At 65.5% G+C, this 14,618-nt stretch carries 12 protein-coding genes; 7 read left to right on the forward strand and 5 right to left on the reverse strand.

Translation table 11 applies throughout. The features are described 5' to 3' along the window. Positions 1 to 676 precede the first annotated feature (676 nt). Both EA187_RS19415 and EA187_RS19420 read left to right on the forward strand, forming a co-directional pair. A complete protein-coding gene (locus EA187_RS19415; protein ID WP_115608229.1) occupies positions 677 to 1,081 on the forward strand; it encodes a YsnF/AvaK domain-containing protein in 405 nt (134 codons plus the stop codon). Positions 1,082 to 1,109: 28 nt separating this feature from the next. Beyond that, positions 1,110 to 2,234, forward strand: coding sequence for a YsnF/AvaK domain-containing protein (locus EA187_RS19420; protein WP_127781369.1), 1,125 nt, complete (start codon positions 1,110 to 1,112; stop codon positions 2,232 to 2,234). 25 nt (positions 2,235 to 2,259) lie between these two features. Here EA187_RS19420 and EA187_RS19425 read toward each other — a convergent pair whose 3' ends face one another. Then, positions 2,260 to 2,685 (reverse strand): hypothetical protein, encoded by a 426-nt coding sequence (locus tag EA187_RS19425; RefSeq protein WP_127781370.1) that lies wholly within the window; start codon positions 2,683 to 2,685, stop codon positions 2,260 to 2,262. A gap of 250 nt (positions 2,686 to 2,935) precedes the next feature. Here EA187_RS19425 and EA187_RS19430 point away from each other — a divergent pair, with 250 nt between their 5' ends. Continuing rightward, on the forward strand, positions 2,936 to 4,300 hold the full coding sequence (locus EA187_RS19430) for a hypothetical protein (RefSeq protein ID WP_127781371.1): 1,365 nt from the start codon (positions 2,936 to 2,938) through the stop codon (positions 4,298 to 4,300). A gap of 15 nt (positions 4,301 to 4,315) precedes the next feature. Beyond that, a complete protein-coding gene (locus EA187_RS19435) occupies positions 4,316 to 4,624 on the forward strand; it encodes a hypothetical protein (RefSeq protein ID WP_115608222.1) in 309 nt (102 codons plus the stop codon). Positions 4,625 to 4,871: 247 nt separating this feature from the next. Here EA187_RS19435 and EA187_RS19440 read toward each other — a convergent pair whose 3' ends face one another. Further along, entirely contained in the window at positions 4,872 to 5,351 is a 480-nt protein-coding gene (locus tag EA187_RS19440) for a DUF2231 domain-containing protein (protein WP_127781372.1), read from the reverse strand. A 114-nt stretch (positions 5,352 to 5,465) separates the two neighbouring features. Here EA187_RS19440 and EA187_RS19445 point away from each other — a divergent pair, with 114 nt between their 5' ends. Next, positions 5,466 to 6,113, forward strand: a complete 648-nt coding sequence (locus EA187_RS19445; RefSeq protein WP_127781373.1) for a helix-turn-helix transcriptional regulator — start codon at positions 5,466 to 5,468, stop codon at positions 6,111 to 6,113. A 304-nt stretch (positions 6,114 to 6,417) separates the two neighbouring features. On the opposite strand, the gene EA187_RS19450 is transcribed toward EA187_RS19445, so the two are convergent. The 3 genes from EA187_RS19450 to EA187_RS19460 all read right to left on the reverse strand — a co-directional run bounded on the left by EA187_RS19450 (position 6,418) and on the right by EA187_RS19460 (position 9,980). Beyond that, the gene (locus tag EA187_RS19450; protein WP_206524432.1) at positions 6,418 to 7,833 is read right to left on the reverse strand and encodes a hypothetical protein; all 1,416 of its coding nucleotides are present in this window, start codon (positions 7,831 to 7,833) and stop codon (positions 6,418 to 6,420) included. Continuing rightward, positions 7,834 to 8,736 carry an SMP-30/gluconolactonase/LRE family protein gene (locus EA187_RS19455; protein ID WP_206524433.1) on the reverse strand — a complete coding sequence of 301 codons (903 nt, stop codon included), beginning with the start codon at positions 8,734 to 8,736 and terminating at the stop codon, positions 7,834 to 7,836. Positions 8,737 to 8,876: 140 nt separating this feature from the next. Beyond that, positions 8,877 to 9,980: an XRE family transcriptional regulator gene (locus tag EA187_RS19460; RefSeq protein WP_127781374.1), complete on the reverse strand. Its 1,104-nt coding sequence runs from the start codon at positions 9,978 to 9,980 to the stop codon at positions 8,877 to 8,879. A gap of 478 nt (positions 9,981 to 10,458) precedes the next feature. On the opposite strand from EA187_RS19460, the gene EA187_RS19465 reads away from it, so the two are divergent. Then, a complete protein-coding gene (locus EA187_RS19465) occupies positions 10,459 to 11,109 on the forward strand; it encodes a peroxiredoxin (RefSeq protein WP_115608213.1) in 651 nt (216 codons plus the stop codon). Positions 11,110 to 11,411: 302 nt separating this feature from the next. Then, positions 11,412 to 14,483, forward strand: coding sequence for a hypothetical protein (locus EA187_RS19470; RefSeq protein WP_127781375.1), 3,072 nt, complete (start codon positions 11,412 to 11,414; stop codon positions 14,481 to 14,483). The last annotated feature ends 135 nt before the right edge of the window (positions 14,484 to 14,618 follow it).

The following is a 14,618-nucleotide window of genomic DNA, read 5'->3' on the forward strand; positions in this document are numbered from 1 at the left end:
GCGACGCAGATGGCCGTTCGGAGCGCGGGCGCGCCGGGGCATCTCGGAGGTTGGGAGATGCGACGGGGCGCCCGCGTTGCTCTGTGGCGTTTCAGGAGGTTCGCGAGCGGAGTGGGTTGGGGGTCGACAGGGTCGCGCACCCTTCGCGATAGGCTCGGGAGGGCGTCGACGGGGTCAAAAGGTCTTTCGCGATAGGCTCGGGAGGGCGTCGACGGGGTCAAAAGGTCTTTCGCGATAGGCACAGGTTGGGGGTCGACGGGGTCAAAAGGTCTTTCGCGATAGGCTCGGGAGGGCGTCGACGGGGTCGACTGCTCGTTCGCGATAGGCAAAGGCCGGGGGTCGAGAAGGGCGCGCGCCTTTCGCGATAGGCTGATGACCCACTTTACGCCCCCTTCGGGGTATGGCGTTGGCGTATTCTTAGCCCTTCGCGCCCTCGGAGCAGGCTCGTGGTGCGTTTTGCCTCGCCACTCGCCATCTCGGCGCTCGGGCTGCGTCATGTTTCGACACCCTGTCTCGTCGCCCGGTCTGAGTGCAGATCCACGCGCGGAGCAAACCACCTAAGCCATTGAAATCTTTTGGCATTAACGTCTCGCGCACACATTACGCCTGTGCTTCGATGAGCGCGGCCCGGGTGCCGTGCCTGGAGGTTGGGACAGGTCTGTGAGCGGATTCGGTCATGAGCAAAAACGATGAGGCGACACGCACGATCCTCCCGGTAGCGCGGGAGGAACTCAGGGTGGAGGTGCGCGAGGTGGAGGGGCCGGGCGTGCGCATCAAAAAGCGCGTTCACGAGCGTGAGGAAGCGGTCGAGGTGCCCCTGGAGGCCACCGCCCTCGACGTGAAGCGCGTGCCGGTGGGCCGGGTGGTCGAAGCGCGCGAAGGCGCGCGCCGGGAGGGGGAGACGACCATCATCCCGGTCTACGAGGAGGTCGCCGTCGTCGAGAGGCGCCTCGTGCTCAAAGAGGAGCTTCATATCACGCGCCGTCACTCGACGCGTGTCCACCGCCAGGAGGTCACCCTCCGCGAGGAAGAGGCGATCATCGAGCATACAAGCCCCCCGAAGCATCGGGAGTCATCCTGAGGTCGAATCATCTGCAGACGAGGTAGGTATGACCATGTCCGTCATCGCTTTGTACGAAAACGTCGATCAGGCCAAAAACACGGTCAAAGAGCTCAAAGACGCCGACATCCATCGCTCCAACATCGACTTCGTGAAAAACGCCCACGAGGATCATCAGGGCTTCTTTAAGGGGCTCTTTAGCGACACCAAAAGCGATCAGGCCGAAGCCAAAAAGTCGCTTAAAAAGCTGCAAAAGATCGGCGTCCAGCCCGAGGAGGCCGAGCGCTTCGCCGACGAGGTGCGCGAGGGCTGCTCGCTGATCATCGTGCACTCCGACGACCGCGCGAAAATCGAGCGGGCCCGCCAGATCATGGACCGCTACGCCCGCTCCAACCTGAGCGCTCATAACGGCTCCGATCGCTCCTCCTCCATCGAAGGGAGCCCGGTCGGTTCAACGGGCGCCGGCGCGGCCACCGGTTCCGAGGTGGGCTTAACCGACCCCGGCCCCACCGCCAGCTCCAGCAAAACGCTGCAGGCCGCCGAAGAGGAGCTCAAGGTCGGAAAACGCAAGGTGGAGACCGGCGGCGTGCGCGCCTTCACCCGCGTCACCGAGACCCCGGTCGAGGAGACTATCAACCTGCGCGACGAGACGGTCGAAGTGCAGCGCCACAAGGTCGACCGCCCTGTCGGCGAGGATGACAGCATCTTTGAAGAGGAGAGCGTGGCCTTTACTGAGCGCCATGAAGAGGCGGTCGTCTGCAAAGAAACCCACGTCACCGAAGAGGTGGTGATCAACCAGGAGGTCGAGGAGCACCCCGAGACGATCCGCGAGACCCTGCGCAGCCAGGAGATCGACATCGAGGAGCTGAGCGAGGGCAGCAATCCCGGTCGCTTCGCGCAGTTCAAGGAAGACTTCGACCGCCACTACACTGCGAACTACGCAGGATCCGGCCACAGCAAAGAGGAGTACGAGCTGGGCTACCGCTACGGCATGGCCCTGGCCGAGCACGGCTCCCACCGCGACCGCAGCTGGGACGACATCGAGCCCCACGCCCGCAAAGGCTGGGAGACGCGCTACAAGGGCACCTGGAACGACTTTAGCGACGCGATCCACTACGGCTGGAAGCGCATCCGCGGCGAGGAGGAGGGCCAGCGGCCGAGCCCCGGGATGTGAGAGAGCGTCGGTCGATCGCCTGAGGTCATGATGTCGGAGCGCCTGGCACCCATCTGCGATCGGGTGCCAGGCAGTCGATCGTCTCGCGATCGGGTGCCAGGCAGTCGATCGTCTCGCGATCGGGTGCCTGGCCTTCGATCGTCTCGCGATCGGGTGCCAGGCCTTCGATCGTCTCGCGACCGGGTGCCAGCCCTTCGATCGTCTCGCGATCGGGTGCCAGGCAGTCGTTCGTCTCGCGATCGGGTGCCAGGCAGTCGATCGTCTCGCGATCGGGTGCCAGCCCTTCGATCGTCTCGCGACCGGGTGCCAGGCCTTCGATCGTCTCGCGACCGGGTGCCAGGCATTCGATCGTCTCGCGATCGGGTGCCTGGCCTTCGATCGTCTCGCGACCGGGTGCCAGGCCTTCGATCGTCTCGCGATCGGGTGCCAGGCATTCGATCCTTTGATTCATGCGGGCTTCGCCCGAGTCATAGGTATCTTGAGCAACACTCCTCTCTTGCCACGAGCACCGAGCATCAAGGCACCCCCCTCGTCTCCGGGAAGCACCACGATTGACACACACGTCACACCTCCATCATTCTTTCTTTGCAACTCTATACAACTCGCCCCATCCCCGACCCGCCCCCCCTCGCGCATCCGGGTCGCGCAGCCGCGTCCGAGCGTCGCCGCTACTTCCGTGTGGGGCCACGATGGAGAACGTCATGAACCTTCCCCCCTTACGCATCTCTCTGCGCCTGCTCGCCCTGGCGCTCGCCATGGGCGCCACCACCCTGCTCACCACACCCGCCTTCGCTCAGGCTCCGACCACGCTGATGCAACAGGGCCGCCTGCTCACCGACGATGGCGAGCCGATGATCGGCCTTGTCGCCATGCAGTTCACCATCTACAGCGCCGAGAGCGGCGGTGAGGTGCTCTGGCAGGACGAAGTGGAGGTACAGCTCGATGACTCCGGCTTCTACTCGGTGGCACTGGGCGACCAGGGAAGCCCGCTCGACGCGTCGATCGTCGCCGGTGGTGAGGCCTACATCGCCGTGGCGATCGATGGCGGCTCCGATCTCAGCCCGCGCTTTAAGCTGCACTCGGTGCCCTATGCGCTGAGCAGCAGCTTCGCCGGGCGCGCCGCAGTGGCCGACCAGGTGGCCGCCGGCTCGGTGACCCGCGAATCCCTCTCCGAAGACGTCTTTGAGCAGACCGCCGCCGCCGTGAGCTGCGCGCCGGGGCAGGTCGCCGTGGCGTCGAGCTCGGGCTGGGAGTGCGGCGACTTGAGCGGCGGGCTTACCATCTCGCAAGTACGCGATGCCCTGGGTCAGACGCTGGGCGACTTAAGCTGCAGCCCCTCGCAGACGATCCTCTTTGATGGCACTTCCTGGATCTGCGCCGCACCGGTCAGCTACCAGGCCGGCGCCCATCTGGCGCTCAACGGCACCACGTTTAGCGTGGATACCTCCAACCTCGATGCGGCCTCCCTCGGGGGCACCGACGCCTCGGGCTACCTGACCGCCTCCCAGGTCGACTCCACCTATCTGAGCCAGGCCGACGCCGCCAATGACTACCTGGCGCTCTCCGGCGGCACGATGTCGGGTGACCTGGTGGTGCGAGACTTTGAGGTGGTCAAAGAGACCAACAACAGCGTCAGCACGGGCTTTGTCGAGCGCAGCACCTCGCGCATGGTCATTCGCAACAAGCGCCGCCGCGAGACGGTACTCATCCCCCGCAATCGCCTCCACGAGCTCTGCAGCGATGGCTGCACCTACACCATCGCCGGGCGCTTCTGGAACAGCCACGACCAGGTCGAACACCTCTCGGCCGGTCCCTTCCACTTCTCCTACGACGCGCCATCCGGGCGCTGGCGCGACAGCCGCAACACCTGGAATATCTCGGGCAACAACAGCGTCAGCCACGTCTACAACCGCAGCGACTGCTGCTACTTCACCGAGCAAGCCTACGTCGCCGGCGCGGGCCAGGGCGACTCCACACGCGATATGTACCTGCTCAACAACTCCGCCTCCAGCTGCCCGAACAACGCCAGTTCGGCGCTGGAGTGCATCCTGATCTTCGAAAACTGAGCCCGGGAGAAGACGATGACTTATTTTAAGACCTATCGCCTCCTCGGCCTTCTGCTCGCCACGCTGCTTATCGTCGGCTGCAACGTCGACGACACCAACTCCGAGGTCGAAGATCCCGTCGAGACCGACGCTGGAGACGACACGGGCGAGGAGCCCGAAACGCTTCCCGCCGAAGCATCCCAGTGGTGCGCCGCAGGCGGCGTGGCCACCGGATCGGGCTACCGCCTGGTGCACTGCACCGCGCCAGCCAACGCCGCCGGAAACGTGGCGAGTGGCGAGGGCCTGCGCCTGGAGATGGGGGCTTCGCAGGTGATCGTGCGCTGATCGTTTCGGCTACGATGTACGCATGAACACGCCCGTCACCTGCGTGCAGGTGGCGGGCTTTTTTGTATCAGCTTTCGGAGCCTGGTTCGGACCGTGGTTCGGACCGAGGGTCGGACATCACCCTCTATTTATGCGCCTCTACCGCGATTGTCGTCCTTTCACACGCTTTTCACCCCGAGCGCATCCAGGGCGACGTCCAGCAAAAAGCCAGGAGGAGCACGTCGTAGCTACGGCCACGACGTCGCTCTCACTCCGCCCGCGCTCCCTCTGCCCCGCCAAACGCCTCGGCCGCTCCGTGCTCATAGACCAGATCGCCGCCGGCCTCGCCCACCCGATAGCCCATCGCCGCGACCACCACAGTGCCGACCAGCGCTGCCACCGCCGCTCCCTTCGCGACCGGCTCCTTGCGGACCACCGCGGTGACCCCGAAAAGCCCCAGCACGACTACCACCGCCCAGAAAAACTGTTCGGCGGCCTCTTCATGCACCTCAATGGCATCGTGGGCCACCACGCGCTCGGCGATCTCCTCATCGACCTCGCCAGTCTGCAGCGCCGCAAAGCTCGTCACTCCCAACACCAGCTGAAAGAGCAACGCGATGATGAAGCTGCGCCGCGGCAACCACCCCCGCCACCACGCCAGCAGAAGACCGCCGGTGAGCAGGGGCATCAAGATGGCCAGCGCCATCGGAAAGTGAACAACCTTGGGATGAAGAAGAATAAGTTCCATCGCTACGCTCCTTAGCTGCAGGGTGAACCGCTCTCGACCGACACCGGCCGGAGCTTAGTGTGGCGACGATGGCGACAGCGCCCGACAAACTCCATCCCACAGATGTGATACACCATGAATATCAACACCTTAGACCCCGAACACACCACAAACGCAGGACAGGACCGGCGCCGCCTGATCCTCTTTCTGGCGATCTTTCTGCTCGTCTCGATCCTGGCCGGCCTCGATCTCCTCGCCGATCTCTCCCAGGACGCCAGCCCGGTTCACCTGGCCATTGAAGGCTTGCTTGTTCTGGGGGGCCTCTTTGGGAGTTTCAGCATGATGCGCGCGCTGCACCAGACCACTCAGCGCATCCGCCAGATGCAATCCAACGCCGACGCCCTGCGCACCAAGCTTCGCGCCCGCGCCCGGGAGACCCGCGCGCTCAACGAGGAGCTCTCCCAGACCCGCGCCCAGGCCCAGCAGTGGCAACGTGAAGCCCGCGATCTTATGCGCGGCTTAAGCCTGGCCATCGACCAGCAGTTCGACCGCTGGGAGCTTACCGAGGCCGAAAAAGAAGTCGCCATCCTCCTGCTCAAAGGCCTCTCCCACAAAGAGATCGCCGCGCTGCGCCAGACCAGCGACGCCACCACCCGCCAGCAGGCCCGCGCCGTCTACAAAAAGGGCCAGCTCTCCGGCCGAAACGAACTCGCCGCCTTCTTTCTCGAAGACCTGCTTCTACCCCTGGACGCCGAGGCGTTGGACGAGGCCGTCACAGCCTGACTTTGAGCGTGGGTCGAGCATCGATCGAGTGCCTGGCACCCGATCGTTTTTGACCACCTTGATCGGGTGCCTGGCACCCGATCGTTTTGACCACCTTGATCGAGTGCCTGGCACCCGATCGTGGCAAGGTGGCAACCATGACGCCATACCTGTGTTTTGACGATGACGCCAGAGACGCCCCGGGGCAGTCAGCCCTCGTGATCATGGGTCGCTGGTGACGGGAATCACCCGAGCGATGAGAACGCCATCGCCATCACGAACGCGGAGCCTTGACCCTCTCTGGCGAACGTCGGGTGCAAGGCGGTCAGTAACCCCAGAAGAAGCGCACACGGCCCAGAACGCCCCAGGACCACCTCCCGTCGGGCCGCTCAAGAGCGGGCTGGTCGTAGCGGGTGAGATAGCCGGCCGCCGACGCCGCCAGGAAATGTGTCGGCCACCACACGAGCGCAAGCGCTCCTCCCTGGGAGCCTCCCTCGACGACGTCGTCAGCACCACGTCCGAGCCACATCCCGTCGTAGCGCACAGCGAGCTCCAGAGAGCCCCCCTCCCAAACGCTCGCCGCGTCAGGGAGAGGAGCGCGCCCTACCTGACGGCGAGTGCCGAAGAGGGTCCATGCGATCTCTGTACTGAGCCCGTAGGAGGTGATGGCAGGCAGCGATTGCCGCGGCGTGGACGGGTTCCCGTCGGTGTCACGCGATCGCGCCTCACGTGCAATCGCGCCTTCAACCGTCAGCCGAAGCGGCCCGGCGTAGCCGACGAGGTGAGCTTCACCCACCTTGCGTTCACCCGAGACGATCACCGGGCGGTAATAGCGAAAACCGAGCGGGGTCGTGCCCGCGATCCCTTCGCGATCTTCGGTGTTCTCATAGAGGCCCGCCACCCCCAGCCGCAGTCCCCAGGTCGCGTCGGCCGCACCGGGCCGCGCGCTGTGTGCTCGGCCAAAAACGAGATCGAGCGCCGCGTAGCCTGCAGGCAACGCGTTGTCGTTGCCCAGGGCGCTCCCGGTGCCGTTGCCAACCCGCGCCCACCCTTCTACGGGAAGCGCCGCCGGTCGAAAGTGCGCGTCGACGCCAAGATCGCGCCGCACGCGAAAGGCCCCTACGACGGGGGCGCGACCTGGAAAGGGGATCGCATACACAGGCTCATTGATAAACGATGCAAAGAGAGGCGGCTTCGCATAGCCCAGCGAGAGGTCGAGCCAGGAGAGCGGGCTAAAGCGCGCATAGGCATCGAGGATGATCGGGTTCTTGCCGGCGAACTCCACCGTTGCCACCCCACGAAACCAGTCCACCGGCGATAGAATGAGCCCGGGCCGCAGCCTGGCGAGCGCAAACCCCGTACGCCCCTCCTCCTCTGCCGGGTAAACGCGGTAGTCCGTTTCACCGAGCAAGGTAGGTCGGAGCGGCACCACAGGCCTGCGCGGTCCGGGCGCGGGCCTCGGCCCCTGCGACACAGCCTGCGGCTGCCCCGGGCCATCGCTGAGCTTACGCTCCAGGGCCTCAAGCCGCGATACGAGCTCCGCGTTCTCGACCTGAAGTACTTCCGACTCCCCCGCCCTCAGCGCGTCGCTCGCAGCGTGAGCCTCCTCCTCGCACACCGGGTCGCATTCGACCTCAACACCGTAGGGCTGGAGCGGCCCGTCAGGCACCCCGGCACTCGCGAGCGCTGGCCAGAGTGCTAGAGAAGCCACCACGAAAGCCGCGAGATGTTCGCGTCGCATTCAGTCCTCCATCGGCACAATCTGGAGCAGATGCGTCACCCCGTCGGATTCGTCGGGGTCATGATCGGCCACGAACGCTCGCCGGTTGGTCGGATCATAGGCCACACCGCGCACCTGCTGAAAACCCGACTGAACGACGCTGGTCGACCCGTCCATCTCGATGCGAACAAGGTTCCCTCCGACGCTGCCCGACACGATCGAGTTCCCCGGCCCTCGTGCGATCAAGTCGGGCTTCTCGACCTCCGCGAGCACCGTGTAGGACTGCGGCTCCGACAACGTCGTCGCCAGAATCTGACCCAGCCCCTGGTCTGAGACGTACAGGTCGTCCCCGATCGCGAGGACTCCGGCCGGCTTGCTCAGGCCGGTGATCACCTCCGACTCGGCTCCCTCAAGCTCCAGCGCTCCCACCGCGCCCACGCGCTCGCCAGACGAGAGTCGCACGAACCAGGAGCTGTAGAGCTGCCCATCCCTCGTAACCGTCAGCCCGATGCGACGGCGCTGCGGATCGAGGCCCGGAACCACCCTCCCCTCTCCGTCCGGGCTGACGAACACGATGTCGCCGGCGGTCCCCGAGCCAAAGCGCGTCACCACAAAGGTCCCATCTTCCAGACGAACCAGCTGTCCGAGCCCGGGACCATCGGGCGACGCGCTCGGAAGGTCTGCGACGCGTGAGAATCCATCACGATCCGTCCACCGTAGAATGCGATTCCCGTTGTCGTCTGCGATATAGAGCGCCTGCTCGGCATCATCCCACCACAAACCGTTCGGATCTCCGTCGACATGGAGAACACTCGGGCCTCGATCGACCTCGGCTGCACCGTCTGCAGGATCGTTGCCGCCATCGCCACAGGCCACCAGCCAGAGCAGTGAGAGGGCCAGCATGTTTCGACGCACATTTTTCATCGTATGATCTCTCCTTATGAGATGAGCACATGGGTATTCGATACACCGGAGCCGCCTCAACACTGAGCCTGCAGCTTGAGAAAGCGATTAAAGAGTGGCCCGGCCCCCAGGCCGCCAATGAAGGCAGATCGCGCCATGGACTACCCGCTTACTGCCGCGACGGTTGAGGCGTGCCCGGCCAGCGAGAGGTCGTAGCCCGGCACGTAGGCCGCCTCATTGCGGAACGAGGGTCCATCGATGAGATCGATAAGCCGGGCGATCGCCGGGTCGTCACACCGAGATTCAGGGATGAGGAGGTCGAAACGCTCCTCGGAGAGCGGGATAAAGTCGAGATCATAGGTCCGGGCAACAGACTCGATCGCCACACCGACATCCGCGATGCCCCACTTCACCAGACGCGCAACCTCGGCGTGGTCGGCCGCGATGCAATCGCTCTCGCGGACGAACACTTCGCCACCGCCGGCACGCTCGAACACGCGACGCGCACCCGAGCCTGGCGCTCGAAGAGCACGACGTAGCTCGGGCTCCCCCAGCCCCGAGCCGGGCCTCAACGCGCGTGGATTCCCCGGCGCAACAACCAACCCCTGTCGCCATCGGGCGAGGTTTACGAGGGTTGTTCGCTCGCCAGGAAACGCCGTCTGCGCGGCACGCACATGAGCCTGGGCATCCTCTTCACTCGCCAGGTGCATACCCGCCACGTGTACAAATCCGCCCGCGAGCAGCTCGAGGGCCCGGCTGCTATCTGCGTAGATCCACGTCGCCCGATGGTTTCTGTATCGGCGAGCGATGCGATCCGACACCACGCCCAGCAGCGGCGCGCACCCGGCGATAAGGAGGTTGTGCTCAATATCCGCCGTCTCGCTAAAGAGCTCGATCAACGCGCGCCGAGATTCGGCGTCATATTCAACAACACGTCCGTCGGCGCTACGTGCGTCGATCCGACACGGGTGCCCCACCAGCGCCCCCTCCACACGCCCCACACTGACGCGCGCCGAGACCTGCCCGGGCTCCGCAAGTCGAACATGCGCGAGTGGGCCCCCTGGCAGACGAAACAACTCGTCAACCGTACAGCGTAAGGCCCGCGCAAGCTGCAGGGCGATCGTTGTAGACGGGACCTGACGGCCCGTCTCGATCGCGTTGAGCGTCTGTCGAGACACGCCAACACGACGGGCCAGCTCTGCCTGCGAGAGCTCGGCAGCGGTGCGTCGGGTACGAACAAAAGAGAGGGTGGTCGGCTTGGGCAAGGGAACTCCAGATCAGCGATATGTGCAGCGCATGTAAAGCAGACAAGACAAAAAGTAAAGAAGATACACCACGCCCATGTCGCCCGGGTGCCAGGCACCCGATCGTTTTGACCACCTTGATCGGGCGCCTGGCACCCGATCGTTTTTGACCACCTTGATCGGGTGCCTGGCACCCGATCGTTTTGACCACCTTGATCGGGTGCCTGGCACCCGATCGTTTTGACCACCTTGATCGAGTGCCTGGCACCCGATCGTTTTGACCACCTTGATCGGGTGCCTGGCACCCGATCCGCTCTCCATCACGCAACGCTCCCCCCTTCCGAGCCTGCCTCGGCTCTTTTCATCGCCGACATGAAACCTCTCCCCCCCTCGGTGCATCTCCTCCCATGTGAACCCGCCCCCCTTCTTTCTGAAGCTCGGGGCGCTACTCTGACACACGTGAATGTTCCCACGTCCCTATCCTTTATGAGGTCTGACCATGAGCCTTCGTATCAACGACATCGCCCCCGATTTTGAAGCTGACTCCACCGCCGGAAAACTCTCGTTTCACGACTGGGTCGGCGATGGCTACGCGATCATCTTCTCGCACCCCAGAGACTTTACTCCGGTCTGCACCACGGAGTTCGGCGCGGTGGCGCGCCTGGTCCCCGAGTTCAAAAAGCGCAACACGAAAGTGATGGGCGTCTCGGTCGACAGCGTCGAGGAGCACCACAAGTGGATCAAAGATATTGAGGCCTTCGCCGGTACCTCGGCCGACTTCCCCATCATTGACGACACCTCCCTTCAGGTGGCCAAGCTCTACGACATGCTTCCGGCCGACGCCTACCTCCCCGACGGTCGCACCGCAGCTGACAGCGCGACGGTGCGCACCCTCTTTATCATCGGCCCCGACAAGAAGATTCGCCTGATGCTGACCTACCCGATGTCGGTGGGTCGCAACTTCGCCGAGGTCTTGCGTGCCCTCGACGCGGTGCAGGCCACCGATGGCAAGCCCCTGGCCACCCCGGCCGACTGGCAGCCCGGCCAGGACGTGATCGTCGGCCTGAGCCTGGACGATGACGCCGCCCGCGAGCGTTTTGGTGAGATCGACATCAAGCTCCCCTACCTGCGCCTGGCCAAGGCCCAATAAGGCCCACGCCACCCCGCTCGACATCGAGCGATAGAACCTGGCGAGAGCGACATAAAAAGCCCGCCACCGAGCATCGGTGGCGGGCTTTTTGTTGCGCGACGCCTTGCCCTCCGGCCCGAGCGCATCTCCGTTTTGCGGCCCCCCCTCACCCTCGCGCCCCCCTCACCCGGTGCGCCAAACCAGAGCTGCATACAACCTGCTCGCCAACGTATAACCCCGGCAGCACCGGCGGAGGCACCGCCTCCGACGTCGATTTTTATACGTTTTGAATGTTCATCATAACCAACCCCCGGAGGGTTTCGATGCCTTCGATATCACCCTGGCGTATCACCTCCTCTCTGCTCGCCATGCTTTTCATCGCCTCGTGCAGCGGCTCCAAACCCGCCGAGGCCCCCGATCCGGCTGAGCCCGAATCCGAGGTGGCGGAACCCTCCCGGGCCGAGCGCCGCCCCGACCCCGGGCCACGCTTTCCCCATCAGAGCGGCCGGCGAAAGTCCGAGACCCGGGAGCCCTACGTGGTGGCGGCCACCGAGGTCTTTGACGATGGGGAGCACCTCTACCTGAGCGCGCCCCTGCCGGAGCGTTTTGGGGCGCTCGACCCCGTGACCCGCGCCTGGTTGAAGCAATGGGGCGATATGTCCGAGACGCGGTGCGAGGTCGACGATCTGCACGTCTCGGGCGCGCGCCACGGACGTGCCGTCCTGGCCTGCGAGCCGGCGCGGCTGATCGTACGCCTGGTCGGCGCGCAGGTGCCGGCGGAGACGATCCGGGTCGATCTCTTCTCCCGGGCGTTCGGAGAGACCCTCTCGGAGATCGTTGACGTGCGCCAGCCCGTGGTCATCCAGCCTCCCGAATCACTCGCCGCATCGCCGCAGCTTGTGCAGATCTTTCAGCAGAACCTCCGCCGCTATTTTAAAAACCACACCTTCTTCCCGGGCGGGGAGCCGACCTTTTTCAACGCTGCGCAACACCGCCTTGATGCGCTCGCGCAGCAGAGCTCCGGTGAGGGCGACACACTCCCCGGCCCGCCGCGCGCCGACCGCCAGCATCTCCTTCGGGAGGCGATGAGCACCTACACCGGCCTGCGCTCGGTGGAGGAGACCCTGCAGATCGAGCGCGCCCTCTTTACGCGCGCCGCCCCCGAGAGCGCGCGCACCATCGACCTGGCCTCGATCGAGGGCGTGGGGCTGGCCGAGCATCCCTGGGAGGCGATGATCGCCGAACTCGACCGCGAGCCGAGCATCGAGCCTCTGGCGGCCTTTGTTCCCGAGGGCATGGCCTACGTGCATGCGCACGACCTGCGCTCCCTGGTGCGTCTGGCCGGGGAGCTCGACACCTGGATTGCGCCCCTCGCGCAGGCCCTGGAAAGCAACGCCGGAAGCCATCACCTGATGCAGCGCTACGAGACGATGCTGGGCATCGAGCGCAGCGGACTCTCCGAGCATCTCGGGCACCTGGCCACCAGGGGCGTCGCGCTGGCTACGAGCGATCCTTTCCTGCGCGAGGGGGGCGACGTCTCGTTGCTCTTTCATGTGCGCGAGCGCGATCTCTTGATCCAGGCCCTGGATCGCTACGAGGCGGCCCTTCGCAAAAAACACCCGACGCTGAGCGCGCGTATGATCGCATCTGGCGACGCGTCGGTACGCCTGCTCTCGACCCCCGACGGGGCGGTGCGCCAGCATCGGGTGGAGCTCGGCGAGGTGATGGTGCTCTCGACCTCGATGCCGGCGTTGCAGCGCTTTATGGAGCTGTATGAAGGTCAGGCCTCACCCCTCTCACGGCGCGGTGATTTTCGTTACATGCGCGCGCGCTACCCCTTCGATCACGAGGCCGAAGACGCCTTCGTGTTCATCGGCGACAACTTCGTGCATCACACCGTCAGCCCGCGCGTGCGCATCCTGCTCGCCAGGCGCATGCACGCCCGCGCCGACCTCGCCATGGTCAATAACGCCGCGCTTCTCTTTGGCTGGCTGGAGGGCCGCCCGCCCGCCAACGCCGATGAGCTCGTCCACAGCGGGCTTCTGCGCGCCGCGGAGCTCACCCATGCCGATGGTCAACCCATCTCCTATACGCCCGAGCGGGGCGCGTCGTCGGCCTGGGGAAGCCTCGCCAGCATGACGCCGCTCATCGAGCTTACGATCGAGCGGGTCACCCCCGAGGAGCAGCAGGCCTACGAGGACTTTCGCCGCGGCTACCTGACCAACTGGCAGACGCTGATCGACCCCATCGCCGCGCGTCTGCGTTTTGATACGGACGCGCAGCGCATCGAGCTCGACGCGCGCATGTTGCCCCTGGTCAACACCAGCGCCTACGAGCGTCTGGCCGAGCAGGTGGGCAGGCGCGCGGTGAGCGCACCGAGCCTCGACGGTGCCCTGCAATGGACGCTGGCGGTGGGCGACGACGCCTCCCTTCGCCGCGACCTCAACCGCGTCGCCCGACAGATAAGCGGCAACAACAAGCTGGGCCTGGACTGGCTCGGCGACTGGGTGATGGCCGGCGTCTACGATCGCAGCGGCATCTGGGACCTGGCCGAGGTCCGCCGCCTGATTGAATCCGCCAACCGACGCCACCTCGACACCGCCTCCAACGAGGAGCTGATGACGCTCCTGCCCACCCTTCCCCTCTACGTCGGGGCCCACGTCGCCAACCCCGCCGTACTCGCCGCGACACTCAGCGCGCTGCGCTCCTTTGTGGAATCCACCGCCCCGGGGCTCGTCCGCTGGGAGCAGGCCGCGCCCTACCGCGAGACTCCCATCACCACGATCCGCGCCGCCGAGGGCGCAGGCCAGATCGGCCTCAACGACGTCGCGCTGCACTACACCGTGGCCGGCGGCGTCTTCATCATGAGCTTCAACATGCCCACCCTCGAAGCGCTGATCGACGCCGCGCTCAACGAGGACTTCTCCCGGGCCGCCCCCACATCCCCCGAGGAGCGCCTGATGCAGACCATGATCACCTACGATCCCGCCCCGGGCACAAGCTGGCTGGAGCGCACCCTGCTCGGCATCCTGGAGACGCGCGCCATCGCGAGCTACGGGGCCGCCCAACGCTCCTGGATCGCGCTCTCCCGGGGGCTGGGCGATGCCCTCCCCCGAGAGCCCGACGCGCGCCGCGACCTGGCGCTGCGCTACCTGGGCTACGAGCCCCGGGATGTGCACGGCGGGGCATACACCATCGACGACGACTCCCGCGTCATGCACTCCATCTACGGCCCCGGCCACGCCTACGCCGTCTCGCCACTGCCCGTGGAACCCTCCTCGGTGACGCGCGCGGTGCAAGCCCTGCACTCGCTTGCGATGCACCTGGGCTTTGAGGGCGAAGGCGACCACCACGGGCTTCACTCCGTGGTGAGCTGGGAGCGCGCCGAGGACTGAGCCGATCGGGTGCCAGCCCGCCGATCGGGTGCCAGCCCGCCGATCGGGTGCCAGCCCGCCGATCGGGTGCCAGCCCGCCGATCGGGTGCCAGCCCGCCGATCGGGTGCCAGCCCGCCGATCGGGTGCCAGTTTTT

This window comes from Lujinxingia sediminis, from assembly GCF_004005565.1.
Lineage (GTDB): Bacteria > Myxococcota_A > Bradymonadia > Bradymonadales > Bradymonadaceae > Lujinxingia > Lujinxingia sediminis.